Here is a 17,301-nt window from a genome sequence, read left to right as displayed (position 1 = left end):
CCGTGATGTGTAGTTATTCTACATGAGCGGGCGATAACGCCGCAGAAAGGGCAGCCAAGCGCTGCCCGCAGGGTTCAATCGGGAGCCGCGTAGTTAGCGACTTCATTGGTGAACAGGCGGCTCTCGAATGAACAAAATTCATACACCAATGGTCAACACGTTCTAATCCAAACCAATAAAACCACCGGTTTGATGCGCCCATAACTGGGCATAAATACCACCGGCAGCAATCAGTTGCTGGTGAGTACCTTCTTCGACAATCCGGCCTTGGTCCAGCACAATCAGCCGATCCATCGCCGCAATCGTCGATAAACGATGGGCAATCGCAATCACCGTTTTACCGGCCATCAGCGTATTCAGACTTTGCTGAATAGCAGCTTCAACTTCAGAATCCAGCGCTGAAGTGGCTTCGTCCAGAATTAAAATCGGCGCGTTTTTTAGCAGCACCCGCGCAATAGCAATCCGCTGCCGTTGACCACCGGACAATTTCACACCACGCTCACCAACCTGTGCATCGAGGCCGCTTTTACCTTTAGGATCAGTGAGATCTGCAATAAAAGTGTCGGCTTCGGCTGCTTTAATCGCCGCCAGTAATTCAGCTTCGCTGGCGTCCGGCTTGCCGTATAACACGTTTTCCCGTACTGAGCGGTGCAGTAATGACGTATCCTGCGTCACCATGGCAATTTGCGCGCGCAACGATTCTTGCTGCACCTGACTGATATCCTGACCATCAATCAGGATTTTACCTTGCTCCAGATCGTAAAAACGCAGCAGCAAGTTGACCAAGGTCGATTTCCCGGCGCCGGAGCGGCCGACTAAACCGACTTTTTCGCCCGGTTTAATTTGCAGTTGCAGCCCATCTAATACCGGGGCTTTATTGGTATGACTGCTGTCATTACCAAAAACCTTGCCATAATTAAATTTCAAATCAGCAAAAGTAATAGCGCCACCAGACACCGCCAATTGCTTGGCATCAGGCACATCCTGCACCAGTTGCGGTTGCGCCAGGGTAGTGATGCCATCGACTACAGTGCCGATATTTTCAAATAAACCACTGACTTCCCACATGATCCACTGCGACATACCGTTTAAGCGCAGTGCCAGACTGACGGCTATGGCAATTGAACCAATACTGACCGCCTGTTCGGTCCACAGCCATATCGACATCGCACCAATGGCAAACACCAACAGATAGTTCAGCGTTTGTACCGAGAACGTCAGCCAGGTCACCAAGCGCATTTGCTGGTAAACAGGTTGCAGGAATTGCGACATGCTGTCTTTGGCGTATTCAGCTTCGCGGCTGGTGTGCGAAAACAATTTAATAGTGTTGATGTTGGTATAGCTGTCGACAATACGACCGGTCATTTCAGAACGGGCATCGGCCTGGCGGGTGGCGACATCTTTTAGCCGAGGCACAAAATAACATTGCAGTGCAATATATAGCCCTAGCCAGACCAGGAGCGGCGTCACTAACAGTAAATCGGCATCGGCAATCAGGTACAACATGGTGCTGAAATACACCAGCACATAGACCATCACATCGAGTAACTTTGTAGCGGTTTCCCGCACAGCCAGCGCCGTTTGCATCACTTTGGTGGCAATCCGGCCGGCAAAATCATTCTGATAAAAACTGATGCTTTGTTTGAGTAAATACCGATGCGCCGACCAGCGAATGGCCATCGGATAATTGCCCAAAATCGTCTGATGAATGACTGCTGCGTGCAGCAAAATCAGCGCCGGAATACCAACAGCCGTTAACAAACCCATGGTTAGTAAAGTTTTACCTTCAGTCTGCCACAGGGTTTTTGGGTCTTTTTCAATCAGCCAATCAACCAATTGCCCCATAAAACCAAATAACGACACTTCCAGCATCGCAATCAGCGCCGTTAAGGTCGCCATCACTAATAGCGGCCAACCCATGCCTTTGCTGTAATGCAGGCAAAACGCCAATAAACCGCGCGGCGGTTGTTGGGGTTCGGCAGCAGGAAAGGGGTTGGTTAACTTTTCAAAAAAACGCAGCATAAAAGCCTGATCTCACTGATGAAAATTATAAAACTGCGGAATTATCGCGGGCATTATTACGAGCATAGTGCGCCAGCACCTGCTGACTGACCGCGATCACTAGTTGAATTTGCGCCAGGCTGACATCCAGATGCGTGACAAACCGCAACCGGCAACGCTGCCCATCAGCACTTTGATAGCTGCCAGCGGTGCACAGAATACCTTGTTCGGTGAATTGCTGCCGCAGAAAATCAGCTAGTTTTGGTGACAGATCACAAAACAAAATATTGGTTTGTACCGGATGGCATGAGAACTCCGCCTGCAACTGATGTTGAACGACAGCAGCATTCAAACCTTCGGCCAATAACTTGGCATGTTGGTGATCTTCGGCCAGGCGTTGCACATTGTTGGCAAGGGCATAACTGCCAGCAGCCGCCAACACACCGGCCTGACGCATACCGCCACCCAGCATTTTTCGAATACGACGCGCTTTGGCGATGAATTCATGCGAGCCAAGCAACAAGGATCCAACCGGCGCGCCTAAGCCTTTGGATAAACAGACTGAAATGGAATCAAAACCAGCGACTAATTGCCGGACCACTTGATAGGGGTCTTGTTGTTGCTGGGAGGCAATGGCGACTGCGGCGTTAAAAATCCGCGCGCCGTCGATATGACACGCCAGCCCTTGTGCTTTACACAGCTGTTGCACTTGCTGCATATAATCCAGCGACAACACCTGACCACCGGTGGTGTTTTCAATCACCACTAAACGGGTGCGGGCAAAATGTGGATCGTCTGGTTTAATCGCTGCCAAAATATCATGTAGTGCTAAAGAACCATCCGGTTGATGGGCTAATGGCTGCGGTTGGATCGACCCCAGCACCGCCATGCCACCGGCTTCCCATTTATAGGTGTGCCACTGCTGACCCACAATAGCTTCATCGCCGCGCTGGCAATGGCTCATTAAGGCAATCAGATTGGTCATGGTACCGCTGGGCGCAAATAGTGCTGCCTCAAAGCCCAATAACTGACAGGCTTGTTGTTGCAACAGATTGACGCTTGGATCATCACCAAACACATCATCGCCCAGTGGTGCCGCGAACATCGCTTGTTGCATGGCTTGGGACGGGCGGGTGACGGTATCACTGCGTAAATCAATCATAGTTGCACTCGGAACAGGAAGGAAAATTCGGCACTAGTGTGCCTGAAATCTGCAAGGCGCTAAAGTCATCTGCGGCTAACTGAGTGATTTATCTGATCTGTCGAGCGCTGTACCCGTTGTAAGTACGGGCGCAGCCGAGGTTTGCGGTGATGGCAGTGGCATGCTATGTTTCGGACATCTAGACGCTGGCGGTTGAGCATTTTGGCAGCTGTTTTTTTATCATCCATCCGGTTATCGCATCGCTTGCTGAAGTTTGTTGGCAGTTTGCTGTTGTTAAGCCATTTTTCGCTGGCGGCCTCCGATGTGCCGGTGCTTGAATGGTGCCTCGACCATTATCCAAATCGTCACGCGTATCCCAAAAATGCTGAACCCTATGGCCCCACCGTTGATTTGATGCGGGAACTGGCGGTGCGGTCTGGTTTTGTGCTTAAGTTCAGTCTAGATACCCCGTTTGCCCGTTGTCTGAAACAAATGGCCAGTGGCAAAACCGATTTAATGATTAATCTGAACCATAGTGAACAACGCGCGACTTATATGTATTTGCTGCCTTATAGCAAAGGACAACCGGAAGTGTTGTATCTGCACCCGAAACACCAGGCGATTAATCACTTTTTGCAACTGCAAAACAAAGCAGTGGCTTTGGTACGGGGTTATGTGTATGCCGACAGCTTGCTGCAAAGCATCCACCAGCAACAACTGACCGTGCATGAAGCCGATACGCTTGATAACGCTTTTGGTCTATTGCTGTTAAATCGGGTAGATGCTGTCGTAGCGCCGCAACAACAAGCCTTGCATGTCATTGCCAGCCATCCGCAATATCAGCAGCAATTTCGGGTGATTGCGCTGGACTCTGCCCTGGTCACTGAGTTGTACGCCCATCTGGGTTTTTCGAAAAAAAGTGCTTATCCGCAGTTGTTGCCAGCCATCAGCAAAACTTTGCAACAGCTGGTGGCTGAAGGGAAAATACCGCGCAATCATGTTGAAGCGGACGGTGAGGGATCGTTGAATAAACCTGAAAGAGCCCGGCAGTTAGATTGAAGTTGATCCGCTGTTCATTCAAATTTTTGCTGCAGATTGGCAAGATCCGGCACCAGCCATTGCGGGTCTATACAATCTGCCAGATGCTCGCCAATGTAACGGATCAACTGGCGCGAAGCCGCATCCAGTCTGCGATCTTTACGCCGTACCAGATACCAGTGACTTTCCAGCGGAAAGCCTGCAACTTTGAGCACAGCACAAGGTTGTGGCTGCTGCCCCAGGGTATGGGCGGAAATTACTGACAAGCCTAAGCCGGCCGCCACACAAAGCCGGATCGCTTCATTACTTTCAATCTGCATGGTTTGCAGCACACCCAGCCCCTGACTGCTCAGCCAGGATTCAAACATCAATCGGGTGGCAGAGCCAGGCTCGCGCATGAGAAACCGCTCTTGTTGCAGCTGTGAAAATGTCAGGTTAGGTAAACCAACGGCCCAGTGATCCGGCGGCGCAATCAACTGCAATGGGTTTTTCAGAATACGTGTTGCTTGCATCGTTTGTCCGGCTGGCGGATGACTAAACAAATACAAATCGTCTTGTTGGCGTTCAAACCGCGACAAAATATGCGCGCGGTTGCCGACGTTGACCGTTACTGTGACTTTGGGGAATTTGCGGTAAAAACCGCCGAGAATTTGCGGGATCACATACTTGGCGGTAGTGACAATACCCAGGCTGATTTGCCCAAGATTGCCATCACGCTCTTCGCTGAGAAAACTGCTGAAGTCGTCAAATCTTCCTAGCACGTCACAAGCCGCCTGATAGAGTTCCAGCCCGATATGAGTGGGCGTGATTTGCTGCGCCTGATATTCCAGCAGTGGCGCACCAACAGCTTCGGTTAACTTTTTTAATTGCAACGATACCGTTGGCTGCGTCAAATGCAGCATTTTTGCCGCCGCAGTGACCGAGCCCAAGCGCACCACCTGCACATAAACTTGTAACAATCGAAAACTCAGTTGCCGGACATCCATAGATGATTGTCTATACCTGACTCTAAAACAATTAATTATCCAATATAGCCATTTGTCGGCACAATCGCCAGCCGAGAGGTTGCAGGCCAAGTTTTTCGGAACATAGCGCTGCTGTTGGAAATTTACCGACCATGGGTTGAATTGGGAGTGAGCAGATGCCGGATATTGTAATTGCGTTTTTTGTGCTGGGGCTGACGGCCGGCTTGTTAAAATCAGATTTAAAAGTACCACCGTCCATCTACGAAACCTTGTCGATTATGTTGATGCTGGTGCTCGGTCTCAAAGGCGGCATGGCGTTACATGGCCAATATTCGCACGACATGTTAGAAAAACTGATCCCAATCGCCTTGCTGGGGTTGTTGATCCCGCTGTTGCTTTATCCGCTACTGAAACGTTTGATTGGTCTGTCGCAGGCCGATTCGGTCAGTGTCGCGGCGCATTATGGTTCGGTCAGTGCCGGGACTTTTGCGGTGGTGCTGGCGCTGGTGGAATCTCAGCAGCTACCGCTGAGCCCGGAAACAACCTTGTATTTGGTGGTACTAGAATTACCGGCCATCGTCGGGATGTTGTGGTTGCATCAAAAACTAAGCGGTGAGGGCAGTACCTGGAGCATTTTGCGTGAGTCGCTGACCAGCCGTGGTGTATTGCTGTTAGGTGGTGGTGTGTTGATTGGCGTGCTGTATGGCCCTGCTGGCCTGGCGCCGTTAACTCCGGTGTTGTTTGGTGGTTTTAAAACCATGCTGGCGCTGTTTTTACTGGAAATGGGCTTGTGTACGGCGCGCGCTTGTTCACCCTTGCCGCTGGCGCAGTGGCGTTTATTAGCCTTCGCCGCAGTAGCGCCTTTTGCATTGGCTTGGCTTGGGATTGGTTTGTCGCTTTGGTTACAATTACCGCATGGCAGTGCTTTGGTGCTGACGGCGCTCACCGCCAGCGCTTCTTATATTGCAGCGCCGGCAGCTATTCGCGCGGCTATTCCCAGCGCCAATATCGGGTTGGCGTTATTGGCGGCGCTGGGGATTACCTTTCCGGTGAATGTGTTAGTGGGGATCCCGGTGTATCAGCAGTGGTTGAGCTGGTTTTATCTGAACTCATAATACGCTCTAGCCTCGCGCCACTTAAACTATCCTAGCTTTGGCGCATCAAAATCAGCCGGTTCGTCTGAATAAACGCAGACGTTCCAGGCTTGAGCCAAACCATCGTCGGCTAAACAATACTTTTCAAAAAAGTTATTAATTTCAGCGCGTTGACAATGCGCTTCGAAGCTTGCCAAATCAGCCCAGATTTCATTAAAAACGATTGGATAACTGGTGCCTTGGGCAAAGGGGCTGGTGATGTGACGGGTGACACGGTATTGCAGGCAACCGTCTTCCCTTAAAGTATTTGGCTCCAGCTGCTGCAGCACCTGAAATAACGCCGCTTCCTGACCTTCTTTAGGTAAAAACTGTGCCAGGCAATAGACTTTTTTTGACATAAAAAATTCCTCCAGGTATTCAAAACCGCTCGAGTGTACTCCAGTAAGTGGCAGCTGTCAGCCAGGCTTTGTTGAAGTGTTCGCTACTACTTAGCGGAAATACCTTGATAAATAAATTTCTATCTAATTGATATTTAAGCAATAGATATTAATAGAGAACAAATCGGCGCCAAATGGAGACCCACACCAGCCCCGGCTGTTGTATTGCGGCGGCCGTTCACTGATGCTCAGGCACATCACTGCTTTGGCGGATAAGTCAGGGCAAAAGCAAGTTGTACAGGATTGGTTATGCATAAAAAAGGGTGGTTGCTGCTGGCGCTGGTGTTACAGGCAGGGCTAGGGCTGAGTTGGTTTTTCGATTGGCCGCTACATTTGCAGCAGTCGCAGGTGCAAGACGGACCTTATGTGTTTTTCGAACATGGGCAAACTATCAATGCGCTGTGGGTCTGTGATGGCGAAAAACAGCAATTGCAGCAAGCCAAAAGCACTTTATTAGCTCCGCGGTGTGGATATGCCAAACCGCTGCAAATCCGCGATCGGGCTGAACCTTTGCCAATGGTCAAATTCAGCGCGCCAAAACTGGCGGCACTCAGTGATATTCACGGCCAGTTTCATCTGCTGCAAGCATTGCTGCAACAACACGGTATCATTGACGCACAGCAGCACTGGCTGTTTGGCGATGGTCACCTGGTCATTGCTGGTGATGTGATGGATCGCGGGCCTGCCGTCACTGAAATTCTGTGGTTTTTATACCAGTTGGAACAACAGGCGCGCGAGGCCGGCGGTCAGCTGCATTTGTTGCTTGGGAATCACGAAACCATGGTGCTACGAGGTGACTTACGGTACCTGAACGACAAATATCAGCAGGTAGAGCAGGTGCTCGGTACCAGTTATCAGCAACTGTATAGCGCTGATTCTGTGCTCGGTGACTGGTTGCGTAGCCGGCCGGTGCTGGTGCAGGTCAATGACAGTCTGTTTGTGCATGCCGGACTCCATCCTGATTACCTGGCGCTTGGGCTATCGATGACGGAAGTCAATGAACATTACCGGGCTTCGCTGGGATTAGACAAAGCAGCGGTAAAACAACAACCGGTGCTGGAGTTTTTATATGGCTCGTTAGGCCCGATCTGGTATCGCGGTTATTTTCGTGGAAAAGGCGCCGTCAGCCAGGAAGAACTGGGTCAATTGCTGCAGCAACTGCATGCCCGACGGGTGATTGTTGGCCACACTAGTATGGACGCAATTTATTCACATCAGGGCGGACAGGTGATATCGCTCGACAGTAATATTAAAAAGGGTGAAAGCGGAGAGCTGCTGTTGTGGCAGTTGCCGGGTATGACGCAAGGGCAGTTTATGCGCGGCACTTTAAATGGTGACCGGTTGCCAATAACGACTTATGTCGCACCGGCCAGTGATTAACGCAGGCTACGTAGCCACTGCACAAGGGGTGACTGGCGAATTTTTCCATGGTAACTAATTGTTTAAAGTAGAGAAGATATTAAAAAGAGAGAAAAAGGTAACAAATGGAGTTGGTACCTGTTGAGTTGTCATTTTGACTTGCTACAAGTTGCAACCGCAAAACAGCACAAGTCAATCAGGCGCTGCTAATTCATAGCAAAGTGGCAAAATGAGCGCCTGTCATGAATGACATTTTTTGTTGGATAGTTGTATTTGACACATGAATCACAGCGGAACATAAAATTAAAACAGGAACATGAGCATGAATAATAAAACCCTGATCGCGCAAATTATCGGCACGGCACTGCTGGGCAGTTGCTGGTTACCGGCCATGGCGCAAGTGGCGCCAAACACTGCTACGGCCGATGACAAAATTCCGGAACGGATTGAAGTCACCGGTTCCAGAATTAAGCGCACCGACATGGAAGGTGTCGCACCGGTCACGGTGATCAGTGCCATCGATATCGAGATGAGCGGTTTTAGCAATGTTGAAGAAATTCTGCAGGCCAGTATCGGTAACGCTGGCCGCACCGTCGAAGGCAACGAATCGAGCTGGACTCAGGGCGCCAGTACCATCAATTTGCGTGGTATGGGCGAAAACCGCACTTTGGTATTGGTCAATGGTAAACGTATTCCGCAATACCCAACGGCCACCGGCGGCTCGACCAACTTTGTCGACACCTCAACTTTTCCTTCCAGTGCTGTGGAACGGATTGAAATTTTGACTGGCGGCGCTTCGGCCATTTATGGCTCCGATGCGATTGGCGGGGTGGTGAATATCATTCTGAAAAAACAATATGAAGGCTCGGTGCTGGAAGCCCGGCATGAAAACCCGCAGCACGGTGGTCGTGATAAGAGCAAACTGTCGTTCACCAGCGGTATCAGCTCTACACTCGGCGAAACAGTGCTGGTACTGGAATACACTGATGAAGAGATGTTAAGAGCTGGTCAGCGTGATATCACCGCGGGCTTTGGTCCCGATGGTGTCGGTACGTTCAGTTCAACTTCCGGCTACATCCGCGATCGCAACAAGGCCTATCACAAAGACGAATATGTGATGGCAACTGAGCAGCAATGTGCTGATTTGTTTGGTGAATTTGGCAGTTGGAATCCAGCGGAAAGTCGTTATAAATGTCGCTACAACAGCTTTGCCGAAGAAGGTATGCAAACCGCCAAAGAAGAATACAACTTAGTGCTGAATCATCAGGCTGAACTTGCCAATGACTGGACCTTAAGTGGTTTATTACAGGCGAGTGACAAGACCACCAACCGTGGTAATGCCCAAAAGAGTATCAGCCCGACCATTTATATGGATCGCAATAATCCGGGCAAATACAGCTACAACATCAATGATTTTGCCAGTCGGCGTGAGTTCCGGGTGTATCGCCGGTTAGACGATTATGGCCAGACCCGCGATTACACCGGTGAGCAGCAAAGCCTGACCAGCTCCATTGGCCTGCAGGGCGCAGTGGGCGACTATCAACTGGAATTTGGCTGGGCTTACGGCAAAAGTACTTTTACCCGCCAGGGCCGCAACCAAATGCTGGCGGATAAATTATTGGAAGTGATTAGCTTAAACCCAGCTGATTCAGCCAATCCGGATAAATGGTATCCGATGGACAAGATGACTCAGGCGCAGCAGGACAAACTGTACGCTGAAACCCTGACTGACGCAGGCTCTGGTTTGAATCAGCTGTCGGCAGTACTGACCGGCGATTTATTCGATATGCCAGCGGGTACTGTGCAGTTTGCCAACTCAGTGGAATGGGCCCGCGAATGGTATTTCGATTTAAAAGATATCAATACCACGAGCGGTAACTTGTTAGGTCAGGGCGGTACTCAAGGCCGTGGCGAGCGTAAACGTTATGCCGCCGCAACTGAATTTGCTGTGCCGTTGTTGGGTGCCGACAGTTCCATCGGGGCGCTGGAAATGAGTGCTGCCGTGCGTTACGACTATTATGATGACCGTTCTGATGTTGGCGGTGCGGCCACACCACAGCTTGGCTTTAAGTATCAGCCAACTGATGACGTGTTGGTCCGGTTGAATGTGGGGCGTAGTTTCCGGGCGCCAGATTTACACCGGATGTATGCCGGGGTCAGCCGCTCTTTTTCAGAAACCACCATCAAAGTTGATCCGGCACATCCGGTGGGTGTGGATGACAGTTTTGAATCAATTAGCGCCGGCAATATTGCGCTGACGGAAGAAAAAGGCAAATTTGCTAACATGGGTGTTGTCACCCAATTTACCGACGATTTAAGTGGCAGTATTGATGTTTGGCGGGTGTCGCTGGAAGGCGCAGTGTATAGCCAGAGCAGTACCCGTATTTTGGAAAATCCAATCTACAACATGACCGGCAAAGCGAATAACTGTAATGAACTCAGTGGCATTGGTTATTTACTGCAACAGCCCGATGGTCAGACTTACAAAGATGTGTTTTGTGTCCGCAGTGGCACCATCAACAGTGCTTATGAATCATCGCAGGGCATTGATGCTGAGCTGACTTATAAAATGGATTTGGGCGACTATGGCAGTCTGAAACTGACACCAAAATTGTCTTATACCGCGAAAAAGGAATATCAGGCGTTTGCTGAAAGTCCACGGGTAGAAGAAACCAAAGACGATTATTTACCAACCTGGAAAAGCGAAGTGGCCCTGCGCTGGAACTTGCAGGACCTGAGCGTCAACTTAAGCTGGTACTACCTTGGCACCGGTGAAGGCGAACATGACTGGACGTTAAAAGATGCGGCTGGCAAAGAATACCAGCAAAAAGTCTGGAGCAAGCTAAGTCCGTTTGAACGGGTGAACCTCAACAGCAGCTATCGCATCGATCAACACAACAAGCTGACGGTCGGCATCAACAACCTGACCGACAGCATGCCACCGTTGTTCGATAAAGGTCACCCAAGTCGTAACGAACATCCGTATTTTCTGGAAAACAGCGGCTACAACATCGTGGGTCGTACTTTTTATGCTTCGTATCAGTACAGTTTCTGATCACGCCGGCTGAAGTGGGTTCGTGAATGAGTGGGATCAGCACGTTGCTGATCCCACTGCTAGACAGATTTTGCAGATCTGTGGGCGATATTTATCTAAGCAACCCACAGGTCATCCCCGATGAATACAAAAAACCGAGATGTATACTTGTGCCAAGCTCAAATTGGAAAGGATTAAGCCGGAGTTTGTTGTTTGCCTGTGCTGTGACAGCTGCTGTTGCAACGTCTGTTGCGGCAGATCCGTATGCCAGACCGATAGCTGAGTTGGATGCGCTGGTCGATTTACCGAAACCGGCGCAAAGTCAGTTGTCGCCGGATCAACGTTGGTTATTGCAGGCAACGCCGGTCGCCCGGCCGACGATTGCCGCGCTGCAGGCGGATACAATTGCGCTGCGTGGCCTGGCGGGTATCGCCATAGATGTCAAACGACGTTTACTAAGTTCAGAACCACGGTTTGCCGGTTTTAGTCTGCAGTCGTCGAATGCTGCAACGGTTATCCATCATATTCAGGCGCCGGAACTTGGTTTTTTTCTGGCGCCGAAGTTTTCCCCTGACAGCCGTTATCTGAGCTTTCTGCAGGCAGACGCTGACAAGTTGCAACTGCAACTGCTGGATCTACACACCGGTCAGCGCGTGCCGGATTTAACTACGAACATTGCGTTAGCAGCAACAGCATTGCCGATCAATGCCATCACCGGTGTTTGGTATCAGTGGGCCAGTGACAGTCAAAGTGTGCTTGCACCAGTGGCCGAGCCGGTGCCCGCGGATTTAATGCAGCAACAGCTGGAGCCGTCAGTACAGCAATCGGTGCCGCAAAGTGACGGCCAGCGCCAGCCACAACGTACCATACAATTGTTATTAAAAACCCAGCAGCAACAACAGCTGTTTGCGGCACTGTTAAGTGCCACGGTGCAGCAGTTTGATTTAAAACTGCAGCCAACAAAGCTGACCGCGCCGCAGCCGTTACAGCATTTTGAGTTGTCACCGGACCGGCAACATTTATTGCTGGCAACTTTGCCATTACCTTATTCCTACCAAAGTCGGGTAGACCGATTTGCGATTGATCGCCAGGTACTCGATCTGGCGACTGGACAACATACCGATTTAGCATCACAGCCGTTAGATGAAGGCCGAAAAACCCGTAAAGGCGCCAGAGCCGTCCAGTGGCTGGCAGATGCTCCTGCAACCTTGCTCTGGCGCGAATTGCGACAGAAAAAGCGGCAGGCCGACACTTTGTGGTTATGGCGACCAGGGCAGAGCACGCCACAACTGTTGGCGACGTTGCCGTGGCGACTGGAGCAGGTGCATAGCGGCCCGTCGCAGCAACTGTTATTGCTGGAAGAAAAATCCGGGGTGGAACGTGCCAGTTGGCTGGATCTTAATAGCGGCAAACTGACTTTATGGTATCAACAGCGCATAGCTAGCAAGGCCTATCCCGGTACACCTTTAACCACCTATGATAAGGAGCAGTCCCGCTTGGTTTGGCAGCAGCAAAAGTTGTTGTTAAAACGTGAATCGCCAGCGCGCCAACAACAACTGTGGGCTTATGACCGGACTAAACCGGTGGCCAGTCAAACGGCACAGCTGGTGTGGCAAAGTCAGCTCCATGTTCGCGAGCAGGTGAAAGCAGTATTTTCTGATCAAAGTGTGCTGCTGGAGCGACAATCGCCAACACTGCCGCCAGCCTTGTGGCGCTGGTTTCCAGCACAGCAAATTCAATTAACAACCGCAGCAGTTTTACCGGCCAGTTGGGCCGGTGTTGAGCAACAACAAGTCAGCTTTGAGCGCGTTGATGGCACCAAGTTGTCCGGAACCTTGTATTTGCCCAAAGGTTTCGAGCGCTCACAAGGTCCGCTGCCAACCTTAATCTGGGCTTATCCGCGTGAATATGAAAGTCAGCAGGATTTGCAGGCCGCAGTGCCACATCCGCTGAACTATCCGGGGTTGTCGGCCAATAACGCGGCAGTATTGGCGGCTGCTGGTTTTGCGGTATTTGATAAAGTGACGATGCCAATTTTGGCTGCCGACAAAAAGCTGGCCAATGATCAGTATCTGCCACAGCTGATTGCCAACGCTGAAGCGGCGGTCGCAGTTTTGGAGCGGCTTGGTGTGGCAAAGCGCGGCAATATTGCCATTGGCGGTCATTCCTATGGCGCATTTATGGTGGCCAATTTACTGGCACACACCGATTTATTTGCCGCTGGCATTGCCCGCAGCGGAGCCTATAACCGGACTTTGACGCCTTTTGGTTTTCAGTCCGAGCACCGAAATTTATGGCAACAACAACCGCTCTATTTAGCGATGTCGCCTTATCTGGTCGCCGATAAAATCACCGCGCCATTATTGCTGATCCACGGTGAAGCCGACAGCAATTCCGGTACCAGGCCACAGCAATCGGAACTGATGTTTGCGGCGCTACGCGGGCTGGGTAAACCAAGCCGGCTGGTGTTATTACCCTATGAAGGGCACCATTATCAGGCGCAGGAGTCGGTGCGCCAGTTGTTGGCCGAGCAATATCAGTGGTTACAGCAACACTTAGCACCCCAACCTCGCAAGGCCAGTGCTGTTGTTGTAACGCGTTGAAATTGGTACATTAGCGGTGAATTTAGTAACTGATAACGATATGGCGGAGCCACTGAAAACCCAGACGTCTTGTTTTATGCTGGCGGGCATTCACGTTGATCCGATGGCGCTGACTTTGACAGCGCCCGATCAGACGACGCTGGCTATTCAGCAAAAACCGATGGAAGTGTTGCAGTTTTTGGTGCAGCAATATCCAAAGCTGGTTAGTCGTGAACAGTTGATTGATGTTGTTTGGGCGGGTAATCATTATGTCGGTGAAAAAGCGCTGACCAATGCCATCTGGCAATTGCGTCATCAATTACAGCAACTTGCCCCGCAGGAACTGATTTCTACCGTCCGCAAAAAAGGCTACCGGCTGCATCAGCCAGCGCAATTGATTGATCCATTGACTGTGGCTGAGTTCAAAGAAGCTTCGCCGGCGCCGGTTGATGCCATTCGCAGCCTGGACGGCATGTCGCAGATGCAATCAGATCCTAAAACGCCATCAACTACAGATGTTCAACATAAATCCCAACAGCTGTTTCATCGTTCAAACCGCAACCGCTTCTGGTTGGTGATGCTGCTCTGCACTGTGCTATTGGTCACGGCCGGTAGCTGGTGGTGTTTAACCAAGGCTAACCCTGTGAAAGAACAAAAGCTGACCCATGGCAGTGGCAGGGCGGTATTTCCGACGTTGTCGGATGACGGCCGTTATCTGGCTTTCAGTTGGCGCAAGTTTGAGCAGGCCAGCGATTTATATCTGATGGATTTGCAAAGCCCGGAGCAGCAGTTTAAACAGCTTACATTTACCAATGACAATGAAAGCCGGCCGGTTTGGGGCCGCGATAACCGCTATTTATATTATTCGACGACGACCGCCGTTTACGGCCGTTGTCAGATCATGCAGCTTGACCTTGTGACATTGTCCAGTAAAAAGCTAGCCAGTTGCAGCAGGCATAGTACCGTCTATCTGGATGTATCGCCGGATGGTCGTTTTCTGTTGTTTAACGGCAGCGTCACCGACGATGGCCGTAGCTTGTATCAGCTCGATTTACAAAACAGTGAAGGCCAGCCAGTGGCGCTGCCCTGCAAACGTAACTGTCAGCACCGGGTGCGGGATGTAGCCTTTTCACCGGACGGTAAATATCTGGCGATGACCCGCCGTGGTAATGCCTTGTCCGAACAAATTTATTTGCACGAACTGGCGACCGGTGAAGAAACGCAACTGACCCAAAGTGAAGAAGATATTCTTGGTATGGAATGGCACCCGGACGGCCGTCGGTTGGTGTATGGCGCTTCACGGCAGGGCAAACGCAAAGCGTTATTGCTGGATATTCAAAGTGGCAGCCGCGAAGATTTAGGTGTTGCTGATTTTGCCGGGCATAGCCGGATCACGCCAGATGGAGTGTTGTACTTTCACCGGCTGAACAGCGCCTCGCAACTGGCCTATTTGCCGTTGCAAGCCGGGATGGCCGGAGCGTTATTTCCGCTGACAGCTTCGGATGAACGTTACGAAAGCCCGGATTACAGCGCAGCGCGCCAGGCGATTGTGTATGTCAGCAATGGCTCAGGTTATATGGAAATCTGGATGGCAGCTCCGGATATGTCCAACCCGAAACAACTGACGCAGCTGCATGGCATCGTCAAAAATCCGCGCTGGTCGAATGATGGCCAGAAAGTGGTGTTTGTCGCCCGTTTTGCCGGTGAAGAAAATGACCGGCTGACGGTGCTGGATACGAACACCGGGCAACTGACCACACTGGCTACCGGCGCCAATTCGCATCGACGGCCGAGTTGGTGGCCGGATGATCAAGCGGTGGTTTACACCAGCGGCAATAATCTCCATCGGATTGATTTGGCCAGCGGTCAGATCAGTCGGTTGACGCGGGAAGGTGGAATTTTTTCCCGCATCGCCGACGATGGCAGTTTTTACTTTACCAAAGGTACCAATCAAGGTTTGTGGTTGTTACTACCCGATGGCAAAGAACAACAAGTGGTGTCAGGCGAGCAATTTTCGCCGAAATACGCCTGGACGCTGGTGGGGCAGGATGTTTATTTCCTGCAGCAAAAACCCAATCAGTTGGTATTGAGTCGCTTTGAACGGCAAACCGGCAAGGTGCAACAACTGCAGCTGTTACCAGCGGAGCAACTTTTTCCTCACAACACTATTAGTTACGATCCTCAACAACAACGACTCTTGTTAGAACTGGCGGCCTTTCCACGTGCTGATATTGTCAAACTAGAGCATCCGTTGCTGAAATAAGTGCTCACCAGCAGCAGTTCGTCTATCAACCGGCCGCAGCCTGCTTTTTGAGAACGGTTGCCAGACGCCTGTCTGAAAGTAAGTGTTCAACTCAATTTTACAAATGAGAATTAATCTCATTTGCGTGTTATGCTGTACTCTCTCTGTAAAGTTCACCGGAGTATCCATGACCCAATCTGTTGCCACAGCTGTGAGCTGGCCAGCTATCTGGCTGGCGCAGTTTAAAAAGCATCCATTACTGGCAACCAGTTTTGCGCTGATTCTTTTGTTGATGGGCTGGTCGATTTGGCAAAGTCTGCTGCCTTTTTTTATTGAAGCGAAGCCGGGGCTAGCGCCACAAACCCAGTTGAGTCAGGCATTTTTCTACGCAGTCCTGGGCGGCACCGCAGGTTTTCTGGCGACCACTTTAGGCGCCTTACCAGCCTTGTGGCTCAAACAATTATCGCAGCGTATGGAAGATGGTTTATTGGGTTTTGCCGCTGGCATGATGTTGGCCGCCAGTGCTTTTTCGCTGATTTTGCCAGGGCTGGCCGCAGCAGAGTTGCAATTGGGATCTGCTATGTCCGGTTCATTCCCGGTCGCCGCAGCCATTGCCCTTGGCGTGCTGTTGATGCTGGGGCTTGATACTTTTATCCCGCATGAACATGCTAAAACCGGACCTTGTGGCCCAGGTCATCAACAGTGCCCACGGTTGTGGTTGTTTGTATTTGCCATCGCTATTCACAATTTGCCGGAAGGGATGGCGATTGGCGTTGGTTTTGCCATGAATGATTTGGCAGTGGGAATGCCGCTGGCTTCGGCTATTGCGATTCAGGATATTCCGGAAGGCTTAGCGGTAGCGCTGGCGTTGATCCGGATTGGCATGCCAACATGGCGTGCGGTACTGATTGCCGCAGCCACTGGTTTGCTGGAGCCTATCGGCGCCGTGATTGGGGTTGGACTTTCCGGCGGTGGGGCTTTGGCCTATCCGATTGGGCTGGGTGCCGCTGCTGGCGCCATGTTATTTGTGGTGTCGCATGAAGTGATCCCGGAAACTCATCGCCATGGTCATCAAACCACAGCAACCATCGGGCTGATGGTAGGTTTTATCCTGATGATGGTGCTGGACACGGCGTTGGGGTGAGCGCCGCTGGCTGTTTTTAGCCATCTTGATCTTTAAACGACAACCATCTTTAACAATCAGTATCTGCCATCAAAGCTATCACCAAAGCTATTGATCAATCACAAATTCGTTGAAGGTCGCAGTGTTCGCCGCGACCTTAATATCCCGCCTGCCAGACATCATTGAATGCAAATAGTTCGCAATAAACATTGGAAATGCAACTAATAATGGTTATCATTAGCGAAATTTATTTTAACTTATTGTCATTTCAGCAATTTATTGTTG

Annotated in this window: 11 protein-coding genes; 7 read left to right on the top strand and 4 right to left on the bottom strand. The window is 50.8% G+C overall.

The window, feature by feature from the left end; translation table 11 throughout:
- Positions 1-162 precede the first annotated feature (162 nt).
- Positions 163-2,022 (bottom strand): ABC transporter ATP-binding protein, encoded by a 1,860-nt coding sequence (locus tag A5320_RS07825; RefSeq protein ID WP_068063281.1) that lies wholly within the window; start codon positions 2,020-2,022, stop codon positions 163-165.
- Positions 2,023-2,047: 25 nt separating this feature from the next.
- A complete protein-coding gene (gene ltaE, locus A5320_RS07820; RefSeq protein WP_068063280.1) occupies positions 2,048-3,163 on the bottom strand; it encodes a low-specificity L-threonine aldolase in 1,116 nt (371 codons plus the stop codon).
- A 201-nt stretch (positions 3,164-3,364) separates the two neighbouring features.
- Here ltaE and A5320_RS07815 point away from each other — a divergent pair, with 201 nt between their 5' ends.
- On the top strand, positions 3,365-4,201 hold the full coding sequence (locus A5320_RS07815; protein WP_197490035.1) for a substrate-binding periplasmic protein: 837 nt from the start codon (positions 3,365-3,367) through the stop codon (positions 4,199-4,201).
- Positions 4,202-4,215: 14 nt separating this feature from the next.
- On the opposite strand, the gene A5320_RS07810 is transcribed toward A5320_RS07815, so the two are convergent.
- Positions 4,216-5,166, bottom strand: coding sequence for a LysR family transcriptional regulator (locus tag A5320_RS07810; RefSeq protein WP_068063276.1), 951 nt, complete (start codon positions 5,164-5,166; stop codon positions 4,216-4,218).
- Positions 5,167-5,321: 155 nt separating this feature from the next.
- On the opposite strand from A5320_RS07810, the gene A5320_RS07805 reads away from it, so the two are divergent.
- The gene (locus tag A5320_RS07805) at positions 5,322-6,260 is read left to right on the top strand and encodes a sodium-dependent bicarbonate transport family permease (protein WP_068063274.1); all 939 of its coding nucleotides are present in this window, start codon (positions 5,322-5,324) and stop codon (positions 6,258-6,260) included.
- 26 nt (positions 6,261-6,286) lie between these two features.
- Here the strand turns inward: A5320_RS07805 and A5320_RS07800 are convergent, their stop codons facing one another.
- Complete coding sequence (locus A5320_RS07800; RefSeq protein WP_068063272.1) at positions 6,287-6,637, bottom strand: putative quinol monooxygenase; 351 nt, start codon at positions 6,635-6,637, stop codon at positions 6,287-6,289.
- Positions 6,638-6,925: 288 nt separating this feature from the next.
- Between A5320_RS07800 and A5320_RS07795 the strand changes: the two genes are divergently transcribed.
- The 5 genes from A5320_RS07795 to A5320_RS07775 all read left to right on the top strand — a co-directional run bounded on the left by A5320_RS07795 (position 6,926) and on the right by A5320_RS07775 (position 17,037).
- Entirely contained in the window at positions 6,926-8,056 is a 1,131-nt protein-coding gene (locus A5320_RS07795; protein WP_068063270.1) for a metallophosphoesterase, read from the top strand.
- Between the two features lie 301 nt (positions 8,057-8,357).
- Entirely contained in the window at positions 8,358-11,090 is a 2,733-nt protein-coding gene (locus A5320_RS07790; protein ID WP_197490034.1) for a TonB-dependent receptor domain-containing protein, read from the top strand.
- 188 nt (positions 11,091-11,278) lie between these two features.
- Complete coding sequence (locus tag A5320_RS07785; protein ID WP_197490033.1) at positions 11,279-13,672, top strand: alpha/beta hydrolase family protein; 2,394 nt, start codon at positions 11,279-11,281, stop codon at positions 13,670-13,672.
- 16 nt (positions 13,673-13,688) lie between these two features.
- On the top strand, positions 13,689-15,914 hold the full coding sequence (locus A5320_RS07780; RefSeq protein ID WP_068063265.1) for a winged helix-turn-helix domain-containing protein: 2,226 nt from the start codon (positions 13,689-13,691) through the stop codon (positions 15,912-15,914).
- Positions 15,915-16,080: 166 nt separating this feature from the next.
- A complete protein-coding gene (locus A5320_RS07775) occupies positions 16,081-17,037 on the top strand; it encodes a ZIP family metal transporter (RefSeq protein WP_068063263.1) in 957 nt (318 codons plus the stop codon).
- Positions 17,038-17,301 lie beyond the last annotated feature (264 nt).

It is taken from the genome of Rheinheimera sp. SA_1 (assembly GCF_001669775.1).
Taxonomy (GTDB): Bacteria; Pseudomonadota; Gammaproteobacteria; order Enterobacterales; family Alteromonadaceae; genus Pararheinheimera.
The sequence above is the reverse complement of the archived record's forward strand: the minus strand, read 5'-3'. Positions and strand labels throughout refer to the sequence as shown.

What these genes read in the sequence shown, in the direction of transcription:
- A5320_RS07825 (WP_068063281.1), bottom strand. Translation starts at nt 2,022, where the DNA reads ATGCTGCGTTTTTTTGAAAAGTTAACCAACCCCTTTCCTGCTGCCGAA.
- ltaE (WP_068063280.1), bottom strand. Translation starts at nt 3,163, where the DNA reads ATGATTGATTTACGCAGTGATACCGTCACCCGCCCGTCCCAAGCCATG.
- A5320_RS07810 (WP_068063276.1), bottom strand. Translation starts at nt 5,166, where the DNA reads ATGGATGTCCGGCAACTGAGTTTTCGATTGTTACAAGTTTATGTGCAG.
- A5320_RS07805 (WP_068063274.1), top strand. Translation starts at nt 5,322, where the DNA reads ATGCCGGATATTGTAATTGCGTTTTTTGTGCTGGGGCTGACGGCCGGC.
- A5320_RS07800 (WP_068063272.1), bottom strand. Translation starts at nt 6,637, where the DNA reads ATGTCAAAAAAAGTCTATTGCCTGGCACAGTTTTTACCTAAAGAAGGT.
- A5320_RS07795 (WP_068063270.1), top strand. Translation starts at nt 6,926, where the DNA reads ATGCATAAAAAAGGGTGGTTGCTGCTGGCGCTGGTGTTACAGGCAGGG.
- A5320_RS07790 (WP_197490034.1), top strand. Translation starts at nt 8,358, where the DNA reads ATGAATAATAAAACCCTGATCGCGCAAATTATCGGCACGGCACTGCTG.
- A5320_RS07775 (WP_068063263.1), top strand. Translation starts at nt 16,081, where the DNA reads ATGACCCAATCTGTTGCCACAGCTGTGAGCTGGCCAGCTATCTGGCTG.